General features: G+C 33.1%; 22 protein-coding genes and 1 pseudogene. 22 read left to right on the forward strand and 1 reads right to left on the reverse strand.

What is annotated here, in order from left to right:
- The coding region (locus tag ACYFX0_RS29450; RefSeq protein ID WP_460272034.1) for an exosporium protein D at positions 1-444 on the reverse strand (444 nt) is incomplete at its 3' end.
- 2823 nt (positions 445-3267) lie between these two features.
- On the opposite strand from ACYFX0_RS29450, the gene ACYFX0_RS29455 reads away from it, so the two are divergent.
- The 22 genes and pseudogenes from ACYFX0_RS29455 (at position 3268) to ACYFX0_RS29560 (ending at position 16995) form a co-directional block, all read left to right on the forward strand.
- Positions 3268-3429, forward strand: a complete 162-nt coding sequence (locus ACYFX0_RS29455; RefSeq protein WP_086396578.1) for a hypothetical protein — start codon at positions 3268-3270, stop codon at positions 3427-3429.
- Between the two features lie 20 nt (positions 3430-3449).
- Positions 3450-3920, forward strand: a complete 471-nt coding sequence (locus ACYFX0_RS29460; RefSeq protein WP_001041474.1) for an ArpU family phage packaging/lysis transcriptional regulator — start codon at positions 3450-3452, stop codon at positions 3918-3920.
- Positions 3917-4459: a tyrosine-type recombinase/integrase gene (locus tag ACYFX0_RS29465; protein ID WP_242315335.1), complete on the forward strand. Its 543-nt coding sequence runs from the start codon at positions 3917-3919 to the stop codon at positions 4457-4459. Before ACYFX0_RS29460 ends, ACYFX0_RS29465 begins: the two co-directional genes overlap by 4 nt.
- A gap of 124 nt (positions 4460-4583) precedes the next feature.
- On the forward strand, positions 4584-5240 hold the full coding sequence (locus ACYFX0_RS29470; protein ID WP_000351126.1) for a hypothetical protein: 657 nt from the start codon (positions 4584-4586) through the stop codon (positions 5238-5240).
- The gene (locus ACYFX0_RS29475) at positions 5224-6384 is read left to right on the forward strand and encodes a helix-turn-helix domain-containing protein (protein ID WP_000538961.1); all 1161 of its coding nucleotides are present in this window, start codon (positions 5224-5226) and stop codon (positions 6382-6384) included. The genes ACYFX0_RS29470 and ACYFX0_RS29475 overlap by 17 nt, the downstream gene beginning before the upstream one ends.
- A 798-nt stretch (positions 6385-7182) precedes the next feature.
- A complete protein-coding gene (locus ACYFX0_RS29480) occupies positions 7183-7920 on the forward strand; it encodes a hypothetical protein (protein WP_086398279.1) in 738 nt (245 codons plus the stop codon).
- Between the two features lie 93 nt (positions 7921-8013).
- Positions 8014-8238 (forward strand): hypothetical protein, encoded by a 225-nt coding sequence (locus ACYFX0_RS29485; protein WP_063264043.1) that lies wholly within the window; start codon positions 8014-8016, stop codon positions 8236-8238.
- 4 nt (positions 8239-8242) lie between these two features.
- Positions 8243-8485, forward strand: coding sequence for a hypothetical protein (locus tag ACYFX0_RS29490; protein WP_086398280.1), 243 nt, complete (start codon positions 8243-8245; stop codon positions 8483-8485).
- Between the two features lie 38 nt (positions 8486-8523).
- Complete coding sequence (locus tag ACYFX0_RS29495; protein WP_240519821.1) at positions 8524-8793, forward strand: HNH endonuclease; 270 nt, start codon at positions 8524-8526, stop codon at positions 8791-8793.
- 2 nt (positions 8794-8795) lie between these two features.
- A complete protein-coding gene (locus ACYFX0_RS29500) occupies positions 8796-9110 on the forward strand; it encodes a helix-turn-helix domain-containing protein (RefSeq protein ID WP_086398281.1) in 315 nt (104 codons plus the stop codon).
- A 107-nt stretch (positions 9111-9217) separates the two neighbouring features.
- The gene (locus tag ACYFX0_RS29505; RefSeq protein WP_088350549.1) at positions 9218-9538 is read left to right on the forward strand and encodes a P27 family phage terminase small subunit; all 321 of its coding nucleotides are present in this window, start codon (positions 9218-9220) and stop codon (positions 9536-9538) included.
- Positions 9522-11204, forward strand: coding sequence for a terminase TerL endonuclease subunit (locus ACYFX0_RS29510; RefSeq protein ID WP_088350548.1), 1683 nt, complete (start codon positions 9522-9524; stop codon positions 11202-11204). The genes ACYFX0_RS29505 and ACYFX0_RS29510 overlap by 17 nt, the downstream gene beginning before the upstream one ends.
- Before the next feature lie 14 nt (positions 11205-11218).
- Complete coding sequence (locus ACYFX0_RS29515) at positions 11219-12391, forward strand: phage portal protein (protein WP_088350547.1); 1173 nt, start codon at positions 11219-11221, stop codon at positions 12389-12391.
- Complete coding sequence (locus ACYFX0_RS29520; protein ID WP_176399940.1) at positions 12372-13088, forward strand: head maturation protease, ClpP-related; 717 nt, start codon at positions 12372-12374, stop codon at positions 13086-13088. The genes ACYFX0_RS29515 and ACYFX0_RS29520 overlap by 20 nt, the downstream gene beginning before the upstream one ends.
- Before the next feature lie 42 nt (positions 13089-13130).
- Complete coding sequence (locus tag ACYFX0_RS29525; RefSeq protein WP_109140635.1) at positions 13131-14294, forward strand: phage major capsid protein; 1164 nt, start codon at positions 13131-13133, stop codon at positions 14292-14294.
- A gap of 37 nt (positions 14295-14331) precedes the next feature.
- Positions 14332-14442: pseudogene (locus ACYFX0_RS29530) on the forward strand (hypothetical protein); the annotation flags it as partial.
- Complete coding sequence (locus ACYFX0_RS29535) at positions 14435-14731, forward strand: hypothetical protein (protein WP_098506485.1); 297 nt, start codon at positions 14435-14437, stop codon at positions 14729-14731. The pseudogene ACYFX0_RS29530 and the gene ACYFX0_RS29535, both read left to right, overlap by 8 nt.
- The gene (locus tag ACYFX0_RS29540) at positions 14712-15068 is read left to right on the forward strand and encodes a phage head closure protein (protein WP_088350544.1); all 357 of its coding nucleotides are present in this window, start codon (positions 14712-14714) and stop codon (positions 15066-15068) included. The genes ACYFX0_RS29535 and ACYFX0_RS29540 overlap by 20 nt, the downstream gene beginning before the upstream one ends.
- Positions 15061-15462 carry a hypothetical protein gene (locus ACYFX0_RS29545; protein WP_001003327.1) on the forward strand — a complete coding sequence of 134 codons (402 nt, stop codon included), beginning with the start codon at positions 15061-15063 and terminating at the stop codon, positions 15460-15462. The genes ACYFX0_RS29540 and ACYFX0_RS29545 overlap by 8 nt, the downstream gene beginning before the upstream one ends.
- Complete coding sequence (locus ACYFX0_RS29550; RefSeq protein WP_088350543.1) at positions 15449-15877, forward strand: hypothetical protein; 429 nt, start codon at positions 15449-15451, stop codon at positions 15875-15877. Before ACYFX0_RS29545 ends, ACYFX0_RS29550 begins: the two co-directional genes overlap by 14 nt.
- Positions 15878-16462, forward strand: coding sequence for a hypothetical protein (locus tag ACYFX0_RS29555; RefSeq protein WP_000241450.1), 585 nt, complete (start codon positions 15878-15880; stop codon positions 16460-16462).
- A 71-nt stretch (positions 16463-16533) separates the two neighbouring features.
- Complete coding sequence (locus tag ACYFX0_RS29560) at positions 16534-16995, forward strand: hypothetical protein (RefSeq protein WP_000867964.1); 462 nt, start codon at positions 16534-16536, stop codon at positions 16993-16995.
- Positions 16996-17166 lie beyond the last annotated feature (171 nt).

Consider the following 17166-nt stretch of genomic DNA (forward strand, 5'->3'; position numbering starts at 1 on the left):
TTCATCACATGAATCGTTATTATCGTTACAGCATATACAAAATGTTTTTTGAACAAATAAACTAACTTCACTATTAGAACCTTCCTGCTTTGTAAGAGTAAGACTTTGAAAATCTTCAACTTGAAATATTTTTGTTTGAACAGGTTGTAATGTAGTAGTAATTGGTACGCTAGATCTTCTTGTTAGAATAGTTACTTGAACGGGTGCACTCATACCGACAACGAATAACTGAATTAATGTTTTATTATGATTGTTTGTAAAATCCTCAAATACAGTTTGTGGAGCGGTGGTTTGAAGGAAAACAGACACAGGTATATTTCCATTTGCATTTTCTGCAAAACCAGCTATCGTATGAGTTTCAATAAAACAGTTGTTTTTTTGATTGTTGGAATGTGATTGGTTTTTATAATATTTTTTACCATCTTTATAAAAGTAATCAGCCATATGAATTTAAAGCTCCCTTCTTTTAGATATCTATATAGTCTATTTAATAAAGTGAAGTAGTGCTTGTACAACATAATAAAATCCGCTCTCGTAATTACCTAAAAATGTTATTTAGAAATTAAAGAGCGCCTTGAGAGGAAGGCGCTCTGACCAAAACTAATGTTGAAAAAGGATACCCAAGATATTGTATGTATGTTTTTTAGATAGGTGAAATTTTATAACAAAATCTTTATTTAAATAAAAAGAGCGCTAATCGAGAGCGCTCCTTATACCTCATTATAACGACAGTGACGAGCTCACATTATATAGAAAGGCACTATTATTGTATGTCAAAGTATGAGGTTAGTGAATGAATTTAGATAAAATCGTTATTTTAAATTGTTTAGCCCCTTGAAGGGCGCTCCAAGGGGCTAAGATTCGAGAATTTTTAAACTCTTGTTTAATTATATGAAAACTCCCTAAAGATTATCTATGGAATTTTAACACTTAACTGATTATTTTTACAGACATATATTGAAACTCGAATGTTAATAAAAGAAACCCCGTTTATTCACGGGGCTTCTAAGGGTAATTGTCAAGTAATGACGTACTCGACTAAATAACCATATCATGAATTTTTTGGTAAAAATATTGGTAAATGCGTCCAAATGGATGGGAGCATTATTTTAAACAAAAATGCTATTTTGTACTTAGTAAATGACAAAGCAGCTAGCTCAATGAACTAACTGCTTTATCGTCCAAGAAGAACAATACCCACAATACATTGTAACTAAAGGTTACAACTATAGTATGAGCAGAATCTAAAAAGTTATGCAAGAAAGCTAAATAAAAATTTCATTAAGCACAACAAAGCAGCTAGTTAATAAAACTAACTGCTTGCTGTACAAAAGAAATGCTCGCTTACAGAAGTAATTTGTAACTAAGAGTTACAAAAATAGTATGAACAGGATTGAAAAAATTATTCGGAAATGAAAGAAAACCCAACAAAAACACTATTTTATACAATAAAACAGCTAGCGTGATTAGCTAGCTGTCCTGGTAAGAAAAGAAAACGGTGCTTATCAAATGATGCTTTTGTAATTGCGAGTTACAAACATAGTATGAGCAGAATCGAAAATATTATGCAAAAAAGAAAACCAAATAAAAACTTCATTTTACATAACAAAGCAGCTAGCTAATCTAGCTAGCCGCTCCATTGTAATGCACTGAGGAGTCCTACTAAGCATACATATTATGAGTTGTAACAAAAAGTTACAACTATAGTATAAACAAATCACAAAATAGTATGCATGAAAGAAAACTAAATAAAAATTTCATTTTGTAGAAATAAGGAAACTAAAAAAGAGCACCATGCATCAGTGCTCTTTAAGATAGGAGGTAACACTTTGAGCTGGCTCTAGGTTAGAAGTATATGGTGTAAAAAAAGAAATAAGAACAAGATTGTATTAACTCAGTACAAAAAGCAGCTAGCAAAAGCTAACTGCTTCCCACAAGCACTGCTAAAAGGAACTGCTTTGGGGAAAAAGTAGTTTGTACTTAGTGTTACCGGAAAATTGGAGTTTATTCGAGAAAATGAAAAGTTGAAATACTAAATAAAGTCCATATAAAGAGCAGATAGCAAAAGCTAACTGCTTTATCATCCAACAATGACGGTACCACAATACACTGTAACAAAAGGTTACAACTATAGTATGAGCAGAAGCGAAAATGTTATGCAAGAAAGCTAAATAAAAATTTCAATAAACGTAACAAAACAGCTAGCTAAAGTATCTAACTGTTCGGCTCTATAATGTGTAAAAAAAGAATGATGAATACAACATTAAAAATAATACAATTCATCCAATTGTAAGGGCTATGTATTTTAGAGCTTTCACATAAGCTCTGTTAAATAATAATATTGATATTTATCAAAAGAAAAAGAATCATTTTTTGGTTCTAGCTTGTTAGTATCTTCATTTTCTGTCCATCCTAAGCTTTAATATGTATGTTAGACAATTATCCAATTATGTATGGACAATTTTCAAAAAAATATATAGCTAAATATAATGTCGAGAAAAGTAAAGTTATGATGAGGAGTGATTGTTTTGTATCGTCAGCAATGTATTCATGTTCCTTATACCTATGAACAATGTATGATAGATTGTCAAAATGCAGGAGGGTATCCATATGAATGTAAGGTACCCTGTCAACAGTATAAAACCAGACCTTGGTATATATCATGCCCAGCACATATGACATATACACCTTCAGTTCCTACCACACCTTACGGCTTAAGTCCAATAGCGCCAACAGCAGGATTCCCATGGCAAAATGATCCTTGTTATAGCGCATGCAAAAAAATGGGCGGGGATAGTTTGCACTGTTGCTTTAAATGCGGATTCTGTTAATAAACAAATTTGGAACACGAAATATGAAATCCAGCTTAAACTAAGGTGGGTTTCAATTTTAATGAATATATATTTATCTGAAAAAGCGCTTCTCTTGATTTATATGTCTAGCTTTTATATAGGGATTAAAAATATAAGATATTGTGACTGTTGGAGTTTTTTTGAATAGAAGGAAAGTTTGGTATATGTGAATCAGAAGGTATTCAATTACATTATAAATCCTTCTTGATAAGTAGCATGTAAAGGATGTTAGGGCTATTCAGCGAGTATTTTATTTGGAGAAATAGTAGGTTAATTGAACAAAATAATCCTTTTAAAGTAAAACAAACAGAATATAGTCCGGCTAGAAAACTAGAGGACACCAATTCATTAAAGCAGCAATTCAAGCTGTTTTAGGAATAGGTGTCCTTTTTATTTTGAAAAGGGAGATGGAGAAATGAAGGGATTAAAGGATCAGTTACGTGAATGGAAAAAGCAATCGAATCAAGCAAAAAAGAAAAAAAGAAAAGAGAAATTTAGCACTCGTGAAATTGAAGAGTTAATGGGAGTTCATGGACCACGTTATGAACGCAGACGTGGAGCAGTAAGACAAAAATAATAACAATGGAGGAATTAAATATGAATAAACAATTATCATTTAAAATGCCAATCGTGGATGGAAAAAGAACAAAACAAGAAATTGAAAAAGTATTCAACGAGTATCGTACATATTTAGCAACAATGCCATGTGATATGCTGCCAAAAGTGACACCATCATATTCTATTGTTCCTCCATCAACTACAAACGAGTTTAATAGTTCAACTGAAAATATTGCAATTGAAAGAATAGAGTATGAACAAGAAAGAAACAAATTTATGAATTGGTTATATGATGCTGTGAATCGCTTAAGGGATGATGAACGTGAGGTAATTGTGAAATTTTATATGGAAGATGATATTGGATATGATCCAGATATCTGGATGGATTTAGGTATAGGTAAAACAAAGTATTATAAATTGAAAGGACGTGCGATATTACGTTTAGCTTTCAATCTAAAGAAAGAGGTATTTATAAAAACACGTAAACAAAAAGAGGGGCAAAGTGTATGAACATTGTACAGCCAATTCGAGATAAAGAAATAATACGAGAAATAAAAGAATTCTATAAGCAGCAGAATGAGAGGAACTACATTCTGTTTCTTCTTGGTATTAATACAGGATTCAGAATATCGGACATATTACGTTTACGTGTTCGTGATGTAGAGGGCTGGAATATTGTGATACGTGAAAAGAAAACAAGGAAGATTAAAGATGTGAAGATGCCTTCAGAATTGAAGAGAGCTATAAGGAACTATACGGAAGGAAAGCCGAAGAATGAATATTTGATTAAGAGTAGAAGTGGAAAGAATAAGCCAATTACTCGTGCTATGGCTTATTTAATATTAAATCAAGCTGCAGAAGAATTTGGGTTAGAACGTATAGGGACTCATTCACTTAGAAAAACATATGGGTATCATCATTATAAGCAATTTAAAGATGTAGTTGCTTTACAAAAGATGTTAAATCATACAGATCAGAAAGAGACTTTAAGATATATAGGGATTGAACAAGATACATTAAATGATTATCAGAGAAAATTTAAAATATAATGATAAATTTAATTGGTAATTTGTATTCTTAATATTTAGGTTATTTAGTTGCCAAAAATAACTAAAAAGGGTAAAATGGTTGCAAAGGGTAGAACCTTAAATTTAAAATGAGGTGTTGCTTATTATGGATATCGGTGTGCCAATCGATGTGAAGAAATTTATTGATAAAGAGATATCTAAGGGAGTTAGGAGACAAATTGTCCCATTGATTCAGCAGGCCTATGAATTAGTGGATGCTTCGATAAAAGATATTTCTTTTTTTCAATGGGATTTAGGAAAAAAACATATAGGATATCTTGACAATATAGCTGCTCAGTTTACCTTATATGAAGCAGCAAATAAGGGCATACTTAAGGACATTACAACTCAAATAGTACCTAATAAAAACAAATCAGCTTATCATGTCGAACTGCAAACAGAAAATGTAGTTATTACAATAAATAGAGTACAAAGTAAAGATAAGACGGCGAGAAAAGCGATGTACAGATCTCTATTACAAAGAGACAATCAGTATTATATTAATTTTGATAAACAAGAAATTATTGAGGAACCTGGTTATTTAGAGCTTACACACCATCAAATTAATAGAAGAGTTGCTTTTGTAAATTTAGGAGTTCCTGATGGAAGCGGAAAATGGTTTAGTTGTATTGATCTTACTAAAGAATTACATCTAGTTGGCACATCGGAAGAAGATAAACAGAAGAATGAAATTTCAAGAGAACAATTAGTTAGATTTAAAAATTTTGCCCAAGGAGTGCACGAAAATGGGGGTAAGAATTAACGTAAATAGATCCTTTTGTCCTGATAAGTTAAAAGAGGGCCGCGAATCAAGAGGATTAACAATAAGAGAACTATCAGAGAAAATTGGGTTGAGGACTCATCAAGCTCTCTCCAAATATGAAAATGGTAAATCAATACCGCCTGCTGAAGTTCTATTAAGCATCATGAATATATTAAATCTTCCATATGATTACTTCTTTGAAGATGGATATAGGCAAATAGAAAAAGAAATCGTGTATTTTAGAAGTAAAGCTAACGCAACAGCAAAGTTAAAAAGAATTCACGAAATCAAGATTTCATGGCTAATAAGTATATTTGATTATTTGGAGACAATATTAGAATTTCCAAAATCTGATCTTCCAGAAACGAATATAAACCATCAAGAACATTTTATGCCTACAGATTTTAATGATATTGAAAATATAGCATCAGAATTAAGAAGGCAATGGGATTTAAATGAGGGGCCGATTTCAGATATTACACATTTATTTGAAAAGCATGGAATAGTAGTAAGTCTGATAAAATCTGAGGACTTTGCAATAGATGCCTGCTCTAGGTGGATTGGAAATAAACTTTTTATACTTGTTGGTAATGAAAGGTCTACTCCTTCAAGAATAAAGTTTACATTAGCGCATGAATTAGGACATTATCTATTACACAAACATGTAAAAAAAGAAGACTTTAATAAAAAAGAAGTTTATAAGCGTATGGAGGATGAAGCTAACTATTTTGCATCTTCGTTTTTAATGCCTGCTAAATCCTTTTCAGAGGAACTTATTAGTCATACATTGGATTATTACTTACTTTTAAAAAAAAGATGGCAGATTTCTATACAAGCTATGATATATCGTTCAAGAGAGTTAAATATAATAAATGATTATCAAGCAAGTTATTTGTGGAAGCAAATAGCGAAAAAAGGTTGGAGAACTCAAGAGCCGTATGATGATTTATTACAAAGTGAATCACCATTATTATTAAAAGAAGCAATTGATTTAATTATAGATAATCACGTTAAGACGAAGAAGCAAATTTGTGAGGAAGTTAGATTATGTCAATCAGATATAGAGGCTATAGTAAATTTACCTGTAGGATATCTAGATGAAAACAAAGGAAAAGGAACGGTTATTTCTTTTAAAAAAATTTAATCATGAAGATAAAGGAAGAGGATTGAATAAAAGGTTTATAATTTTATTCAATCCTCTTTTTATTGTGTAGATAATTTGGATTTATATAAACGTAATTAAAATTGAGTAAAGTTTGTGTGTACGCTTACTTTTTCGGAATTAGCTACAAAAGAAAAGTGTCAAATTCATTTTTATAAAATACGAAAAAGATTGATATATCTAAGGTGAAACGGAATAGGTGAATTTAACACAATCCAGATTATAGCTAATTCATTTTCAAGGATTAAAGAACATATTTATTCAAAACTATGCGAAAAGAGGCTGAAAAACGATGTGAAAAAATACAAAAATAAAAAACGCGAACTATTTGTGAACTATCTGCGGACTATTTGCGAACGATTTACGGACACGTTTTGGTTTTTAACATGATATATTTGTATTGTGAGAAGTGACGGAAAACACAACTCATAATGTTCCTTTATAATCTATATGTTGTCTAAACGGTTTCATAATGATGGCACATAAAATCCGAAACCAGCAGATGGTAATGATTGAATGGTACCGTTGTTAGGGAGAGCTTTTGCTCTTCTTCCAGTTACTTAAGAATGTTGAAATGAATGTATTGATATTAGGTAATTGGAAGAAGGTTAAAACTTCATTTACCGCAATTGAAGTATTAGTTAATAATTGCAACTAAAAGCATCTATTTGGATGTTTTATTTTAATTTATTAAGTATCCTAATTATTTATCGGTAAACGTTGTTTTGATAGTATAATTAGTTGTATATTTTACCAAATGATTAGGGGGATTGGCTGGTTTTGAAAAAGCTGAGTGATATAAAAAAATATAAAGATAGCTATTTTTTAATTAAGTTTTTAGAAGAAAAGTATCTTAAAGATTTACTAGAAGGTAAATTTTATATGAAGAATCTTGGTTTTTTTATAGACTTGGAGAAGAAGAAAAAAAACAAAGGGCAAGGAGATAAATATGAAGGTGCTCTTGTGAGAAAGCAGCAGGATACTCAGCTTGTTATTAATGGAAAGCATGTTATTAATGCCCAGCAGTTTACTGAGGTGAGGAGGTATAGAGATGTAAAGAAAATGCCTGTGTTTTGTTGTACAATCTTTAGAGCCTCAGATTTTGAAGTGGTTAATGAAACAGATTTAGCGGTATATGTAAAAATTATATTGAACGAACAACAAAAAAATAAGTTATTAGATGACTTTGGTAAAAAGGCAGTGCGTCTTCCAAAGGGTTTAATGGATAGAGTGGATGTAGAGTTAAGTAACCTAGGGTTAAGTGGGGAATATGGACCTGTAAAATATATAGATAATAATATAGGTTATATTGAAAGGGAGAAAGCGTTTAAAGAGTCTCAACCAGATATGTTATTTTGGAAAGATAAATATTTTGAGTATCAAAAAGAATATCGGTTTGTTATCACGGGTAAATTTATTGAAGACCATTGCATATTAAATATTGGTGATATTAGTCAAAGGGTAACTGTAATGGATACTACAGAGTTCTTTGAAGCATTAATTGAATTACCAAAATAAAAGCACCCTTTGGGTGTTTTTATTTTTGGTTTATAACAAGCATAATCAATAAGTCGATGGATAATTTGATAGAGGGTAATAAGGGGGGAAGGAATGGAATTGAACAAGATTGAAAAGGGAATAGTTATCGGAATAATCCTTCGTGCTTTTCGTAGTAGAAAGAAAATAAAACAGTATGTTGGATTAGAGCGATTGCCAGATGTAATCAAAGTGTTAGATGAATTACAAGCGAATACAACACTTGAAGAGAAAGAAGAAGCTATAACAAGTGTAATCAATAAGTTGATGGATGATTTGTTAGAGAAAGGTAAGGGGTGAGGTAATGAAGATTGATATTGAATTACTTCAGGAAGCCTTTATTAAGTTAGCAACTGAAGTGTATAAGAGAATTGTTCAGTTTGTTTCAGATTACTGGGAACAAATTGAAGAACTTACAGTAAAGTATATGGAGTATAAGCTAGAACAACCGCAACCGAAAGTATATGGATACGTTAAACATAAAGTAATGAAGTCACAGATTATAGATCGTAAGCCTAGATGTATAAGAGCAAGGACGGTGTGTTAACGATGGACTATATTAAGCTCATAAGAGAAGGTAAGCTTATGAAGTTCTATAAGTCTAAAGAATGGAGAGCACTAAGACTCAAGGCTTTACAGCGTGATAATCACGAGTGTCAAATGTGTAAGTCGAAAGGTAAATATAAAGCTGCTGAGAATGTGCATCACCTTAAAGAAGTGAAGACACATCCGTACTTAGCAATGGACTTAGATAACTTACAATGCTTATGTATTCGATGTCATAATGAAGTGCATGATCGATTAGATAAGAACGAGAAGAAGTTACCTAAGTTTGTTAATGAGGAACGGTGGTAGCTATGATAATTGTGGATGGTAGTTGGACATTCGATACCGATTTAATGACTCAATATGCTGATACTGGTAAGGATGAACGTACTTCATATGAACGTGACATGCTCACTCAGTTCAGAAAGTATTCTTATTGGCGTTATTGTCAGATAAGAGATTGCGTAAATCCAAGAAAGTGCAAACGTCTTAAACTTACTGATGTGAGAGAAAGATTACAAGAAGTGGAGAACTTAATATTCACAACAGACATTCTAAAGATTTCTAGTGAAGAAGTCTTTTTTATTTTGGATTTTATTGAAACTTATTTTGAATTAGTTTCTTAAACACCCCCCGGTCAAAAAGTTTGGCTTTTAGTAGGAGGACCATTCAACGGGGGGAGGAGAGCGGTTAAAACATTTTTGCGAATTAAAAAGTAAGAGGGGGGGTACTTGTGCGGAAACTATCAAAAAAAGCACAGATAAAGCAAGATTTATTACAACAATTGGAAAACAGTGATTTGCATGGCATGCACTACATTGATCTTGTTGATGACTACATGACGATGTTTGATGCAAAAAATAAATTAGCAAGAGAAATGAAAAAGAATGGACCAATGATTGAATGGAAAAATAGCGAGAGTCAAAAAGGGGTCAAAGCGAATCCAGCTACAAAAGAATTTCGTGAGACAAACAAGCGCATGACAGAATTATTAAAAGTGCTTGGTTTGAAAGAATCAGTATATGAAGGTAATGATGATGATGACGATATCTAGAAATCCAACTACATATAATTATCATCCTTACATCGATGAGTATATGCGGATGGTTGAGAGAGGAGAAATTCAAAGTTGTGAAGAACAAAAGCTACTTATGAAGTTTCTTCGTTGGAAGTTAGATCAATCGGATGTGGTAATTGATGCGGAAGCTATTGAAAAATCAGTGGAGAAGCCAGCCCCTTATTTTCCTTTTTCACTTTTTGCTTGGCAAAGGTTTTGTAATGCATTTTTTTACGGTGTACGTTATGCAGATGGGCGTCTTATGTTTGATAGGTATTTGCTATTACTTGGACGTGGTGCAGGTAAAAACGGATATATAAGTTATGACAGCTTTTATATGATGAGTGGACACCATGGGATTAAAAATTATGATATAGACATTGTAGCAACATCCGAAGATCAAGCTAAGACATCATTTCAAGATGTTTACGATATTTTAGAAGCACCAAAATTCGCGAGGAAGTTAAAAAAGGTTTTTTACAAATCAAAAATACTTATAAAACATTTAAAAACAAAATCAAAGTTTGAATTTAACACATCAAATGCTCGTACAAAAGATGGTAAGAGAAGTGGAGCTGTTATATTTGATGAGTTACATGAGTATGAAGATTATTCCAATATTAAAGTTTTTACATCTGGTTTAGGTAAAAAGAAAGACCCAAGGATTTTTTATATTACAACCGATGGAAATGTCCGTGGTGGAGTGCTAGATGATATGAAAGAAGAAGCTCAAATGGTATTAAATAAAGAATTACCAGACTCCACACTATTTCCTTTTATATGCAAACTTGATAATGAACAAGAAGTTCATGATGAGTCTATGTGGGAAAAAGCTAATCCTTCATATAGGTATAACGAAAATTTACAGCATAAAATGCGCAAAGAATACCACGATATGAAACGGAATAGCGCATTACGAATTGAGTTCATGACGAAAAGAATGAATTTACCTGTTGAAGATACAAGGAAAGAAGTTGCTACTTATGATGAACGATTAGCAACAAATCAACCATTCCCTGAAAATGTCCAAGGGATAGAATGTATTGGAGCAGTTGACTTCGCGCAAATTCGTGATTTCTGTTCAGTTGGAATCTTATTTAAAAAAGATGGGAAACGATATTGGAAGCAGCATACGTTTATGCATCATACAGCGCCTAAGTTGCAAGATATTAATCCAGATATCATTCGAATTGCAATTGAAAAGGGATTACTTACTGTTGTTTATGACAAATCAATTAGTGCGGAACATGTACGAGATTGGTTCGTAATGATGAATAAAGAATACCGTATAAAAAAAGTCAGTATGGATTTATATCGTTCAGCTATTTTAAAAGAATCGCTTGAAGAGGCTGGCTTTGAAATTGAAATTGTTCGTCGTGGTCCAGCGACGCATAGTAAGCTTGCTCCACTTGTAGAAGAAGTTTTTATCAAACATACTATTATTTTTGGTGATGATCCGTTAATGCGTTGGTATGTTGGAAATGTCTATAAAGAAGAAAAAATGAATGGCAATATTGAATATAAAAAGGTTGATAAAGAGAAGCGAAAAACAGATGGTTTTTTCGCTTTTTTACATGCACTTAATTGTGACGGTGAGTTAAAAGAGGCAAATACTTTAACAAAAGAAAATGTTAGAAAGATATTTAAATCATTTAGTGTATAAAAGGTGGTGAGAATGTGGGATTAAGAGATTGGGTAAGAGGTTTTTTTGGAAGCAAGAAGACTCTGACTTTAGATTCATGTTTTTATGAGTTAGGAGTTGACTATTTCTATAAAAAGCTTGCTGTAGAAAGTTGTATAGATTTAATTGCAAATGCTTTAACAAGGTGTGAATTTCAAACTTTTGAAAAAGGGAAAGAAAAACGTGGTGAAAATCACTATTTATTAAACGTGCAACCAAATCAAAATCAAAATGCATCGGAATTTATGCATAGTTTGGTAAATCATTTAATCATGGAAAATGAATGTGTAGTTATTATGCAAAATAAGCAATTGTACATTGCAGATTCTTTTAATGTTAATAAGTTTGCATTAAAAGAAAATATATACAAGGACATAACTGTTGGTGAGCTTACTTTTGACAAATCATTTAATGAATCAGAAGTGTTTCACTTTAAACTCAATGATCGTAATATTATGCAAATTATAGATGGAATGTATAGTAGTTTTGGAAAATTGCTTGCATCTTCAATTGATTATTATAAAAGAAAGAATAATAAACGTTTGTTAATCAAAGGTGATTTTTTAAGGCCGCAAGATCCAGAAACGCAGGCAGCAATCGATGAAATGTTCGAGGGGCAGTTAAAAAATTGGTTTAATGCTGATAAAGTGGGTTCAGCTTTTCAATTACAAGATGGCTATACAATTGAAGACATGAGTGATAGTAAAAACGGTGTAGCAAATAACAGTACGAGCCGTGATATTAGTGATTTGATCAATGACATATTTAACTATGTAGCAGTTGCTTTTCATGTCCCAATAGGAATTTTAAAAGGTGATGTAGCGGACATTGAAAAGCAATTAGATTCGTTCTTAGCTTTTTGCATTAATCCAATTGCTGAATTGATCCAAGATGAATTTAACCGGAAGATGTACAGCAAAAAAGAATATATAGACCGCACATATTTAAAGATTGATACAACAAAAATTAAGGTTGTAGATATTACGAAACTAGCAACAGCATTAGATAAGCTCTTTGCAATCGGTGGTTTATCTATTAATGACATCTTAATTATTCTTGGTAGAGAGCCGATTGAAGAAAAATGGGCAAACAAGCGCTTTGTTACAAAGAATTATCAAGAAGCTGATTCATTGGAGGGAGGTGAAAAGAATGAGACGTTACAAAAATGAACAGTATAATCATCTAGCTAATGTCCAACATGCCTTTAAAGCAGAAACAAAAGCTGATTCGCTGGACATAACGATTTATGGTGATATTGGTGAATCATGGTGGAGTGATTCTACATCCGCAGTTGATATTGAAAGAACATTGAAAGCTACTTCAGCAAATGTTATTAATATCAATCTGAATAGTCCTGGTGGGGATGTATTTGATGGGATTGCGATTTATAATCAACTTAAAAACCATCCGGCAAAAATCATCATTAACGTAGATGGACTGGCAGCAAGCGCCGCATCTATTATTGCGATGGCAGCAGACGAATTAATTATGAATACAGGTTCTATGTTAATGATTCATGAAGCTTCTACATGGACGTGGGGGACAAAATTAGATATTCGTAAGACATTGAATGCTCTTGAGGGAATTGACAAATCGCTTGCGGATATTTATATGACCCGTTATCAAGGGGAACGTTCAGAAATTGAGACAATGATTGCGAATGAAACATGGTTTACCGCCAATGAGGCAGTAGAGATTGGATTAGCTCATAAAGTAAATGAACATGTAGAAGATGACGATGTGGTAGATCCAGAGGAATTTAAAAATAATGTACTTCAGAAATTCCGAAATAAAAATAAACAGCAGAATGAACCAGTAGCAGCAGGTTCAACTGAAAATATACTTAACAAATTTAAGCGCGCGTAAAGCAGTGCTTTTTTTATTGTCTTAAAAACAGGAGGGAATAAGATGACTATTAAAAATTTAGATCGTCCGGTAATCGAAAATAAAGATCAACAAATTAATAATGTAAAAGAGGCGCTTGAAACAGGTGATGCACAAGCGGTAGCGGCACGTATTGTTGCAAATATGGAGAACAATATGCAGCATTTTCAGGATATGATGAACGATGTAATTAATGAAGCACAACAAGCCAAAAATGAAAATTGGGATGCTCAAGTGTTGGCCTCTCGCGGTGTGCGTGTTTTAACAAATGAAGAAAAGAAATTTTATAATGCAGCAATTGAAGTTAAATCATTTAGCGAAACACATCAATTGATGCCGCCCACTGTTTTCGAACGAGTTTTTGAAGATTTAGAAAAGGAACATCCATTACTTTCTCTTGTTAATTTCCAAACCGTAGGAGCAAAGACACAATGGGTTGTTAGAAAAGAGGGCACTACGACAGCGTTTTGGGGTGATGTATGTGACTCAATTAGAGAAATGATTGACGAAGGTTTTGAAACAATTGAAGAAGGAATGTACAAACTTAGCGGGTTTTTAGTTGTATGTAAAGCTATGTTTGAACTAGGTCCTGAGTGGTTAGATAAGTATGTGCGTGCATTTATGAAAGAAGTTGTAGCAGAAGAATTAGAAAAAGTTATTGTTATGGGGACAGGGAAAAAACAACCAATTGGTATGATCAAAGATTTAAAAGGATCAGTAACAGATGGTATTTATCCAGATAAAAAGAAAGTTGTTTTAGAAGACTTTACTCCTGTAACAATCGGTAAAAAAATCTTAGCTCCTACTACTAAAGGAGGAACGAAACGCTATACAGGGGTAACGCTTATTGTGAATCCTTTGGATTATGCAACAAAATTTTTCCCGATTGGTGCAAAACGTAAAGATGATGGTACTTGGACATATGATAATTTTGGAGTGCCAGGTTTAACGATGGTCCAGTCGCCAGCCGTCCCATTAAATACAATGATCTCTGGTAAACCGAAAGATTACTTTATGGGAGTTGCTTCAGAACAACGTTTAGAGTCAGACGATACAATCCGTTTAATTGAAGATCAACGTTTATATCTAGTTCGTCAACTTGCAAATGGTCGTCCGTTAGATCCTGATTCGTTCACTGTATTTGACATTACAGCGCTAGAAGTGAAAGAAGGCACTACAACGCCCTAATCCATCCTCTCCTGTTGAAGAGAGGAATTATTCAGCATTAACGAAGGTAGAGATTCAGTCTTTATTAGATCAAAGTGGTATTGAATACAAGTCTAATGCAACAAAGGCTGAACTAATCACTTTATTAGAAGGTGATGCGAATGGATGAGCTTTTGAATGAACTAAAAGATGTTCTTAAAATCACCTGGAATGAAGAGGATGCTAGTTTAATAAAACTTTTAGAAAAAGGAGAGGCGTATTTGTCAGGGTTAACAAATGCGTCTTTTGATTTTTCAAAAGAGGTAATACCGAAAGATTTGCTGTTAGAACGGTGTCGGTATGTTTATAACAATGCAGGTGATGAGTTTGAAAAGAATTATAAAAATGAATTATCCAGGCTTATTTTAGATGTGGCTTTAGGAAAAGTTGGTGTAATCAATGGTTCAAAAATCGTATAGAGAGGCCTTAAATGACGGGTTTCTACAATATGGATATAAAAAAACAGAGCGTTCAGAAGAGGGGAAAAGAATAGGTGAGAAGTTTCGTGAAGAAGGAAAGCTTGCCTATAAAGTGATGTCTTTACGGGACAGTGATTACAAAATGGTGGGCGTTTTAACAACGGGATTAGATTTAAAAGTTAAAACACTGTATCCACCTTCTTTTAGAAAGATAAATAAAAATAAACTTAAGGTATTAATGGATGGAATCGAATATGACGTGATTAAAGCGGATCATGATTCTAACAAACAATACCTTTTCTTTTATTTGCAGCAGGCGGTGAAATCTCGTGAATGAAAAATCTAAAAAGCTTATGAAGGAGCAGAGAAGTGGTATTAAAAAAGCTCTTGAAGACGGATTTAAGCTTTTAGTTGTTGAGGATGAACTAGCAGAAGATGAGGAATCGCAATTAACAGAAGAGGGATACAACTGTTTTATTTTGGAATATGGTGAGTTTCAACCGTCTTCTAATGATCGTACAATTTCTCAAAGCATATATGTTAGTTATTTATCGGAAAATCAATCGAATTTAGATGAGCAGGTCATTGATATTATTTCGTGGGTTGGCAAGGTGAAAATGGTATCCTTTGTAGTTTCTAAAAGCGATCGTCTTCAAGTGAAAGATACAGATCGTTTTATTGATCGTGTTGTTTTTACGTTTAAGAGGGTGATTCCAATTGAGTGCATTTGAGCTTGATTATGAAGCGATAGAAAAGCTTGAAGAAAAAATGCGGTTATTACCAAATAAGATGGAACCTACAATCAATACCATTCTCCACACGGAAGGTATACGAATTGCAATAGAAGAGATTACAAAGCTTATTCCGGTATCTCGTTCTAAATGGAGTGTTCGAAATAAAACCCATGCCAAAGATAGCAACTGGTCCAAAAGCGAAAAGATGGATTTAGGTTTTAGGATATTAGCCCGTGGTGGGGCAGCTAATAAAAAAGGATCGTTTGGTTATCTAGTATTTCCGAACGAAGGAAGAGGTTCACATAATCCCTTAGAACAACGATTTGCGGAGCGTGGGATTGTAAACGCTAGACCAAGAATTTTAGCAGAACTACACAAAGGTGTAGATAAAGTATTGGAGGAGGAATTTTAAATGGTTAAAGTAATTGAAGAATTTGATTCCGTGTCGATTGCGAATGCAAGTATTCAATTTAAGAAGAAAGGAACGCAAGAGCCAGGAACGAAATTTGGATGTGTAGGATCAATTGAAGGGGAACCAGAAAACAAGGAAATGAAAAAAACATGTGGTGGCGTGACGTTGAAAAAGAAATCGAAAACCACGGAACTTAAAGTAACTGTTTCAGCGCATATTCCTGTTAAAGTAGCAAGAGATTATTTTGGTTTTAATACAACTGGATTAAAGCCGGGTGTATGGGCGTTCGGTAGTGATTCAAAGGGATATGATTTTGTATTTACGGCTGATGTAGTAGATGAGTATCAAGATGTTGTAAAACTTATTGCGTTTCCGAATTGCTCAAACTCCACTGGTTTTAAATTTGCTATTGCGAATGGTGAGGAAGAATTAGCAATGATGGAATTGGAATTTACAGCCTTACCAGATGATTTAAAGAATTTCTTCTATGAGGCGTTTGTGGATGAATTAGCAGATGCGACAGTTGCTCAAAAATGGCATACACAATTTAATTCAGCTCTTGTTAAAGGAACAACTTCAGCTTAAAGCCCTAGTTTCATACAGGGCTTTTTCTTTTGGATTTAAATGAGAAGAAAATGAAAGTGAGGAAATAGCAGATGAAAGTACAAAAAATAACATTAAAAGAAGTCGAATTTGTAGAAGTAGAAGGTGAGTATGAAAAACGTTTTATTAATAAACAGAACTATCCGGCGTTTTTAACCAATTACGCTTTGAAAAAAGGGCAAGAAGAAGGGCTTATTACTAGTTCAATTATTGCTGATATCGTGAAATTCCAAGCATTAGATGGATTAAGAAATGAGGATAATAAAGATTTATCAGCTTTAGAACAAATCGATCAAACAAGTATTCATAAAGTGATTTATATGGCGTTTAAAGGCGCAAACCCAAAAGAAAAGTTAACATTTGATGATTTCTTACAGAAGTATCATGATTCATTAGCAGAATCTATGGAACTATATACGAAGCTGGTTGTTGATGTAATTAGTCAAGATCCAAATCAATTTGCCGCAGCACTGAAAAAAAGTACAAATAGCGGCGGTAACGGTGAAAAAAAGTAAAAAATCCAGACATTAAAATTGAATGTGTGGAAGATAAATACGTCTTGTATTGTCTAGTTTCTGGAATAGATCCAGAGACTTTTTGGCATGAGCCAATTTCGTCTGTTGAGCGTATTTACGCAGGGATTACAGCGTTTGAAGCATGGCGTAACAATCCCAAGTAAAGGTAGG

The sequence above is a fragment of the Bacillus sp. NEAU-Y102 genome, assembly GCF_054788175.1.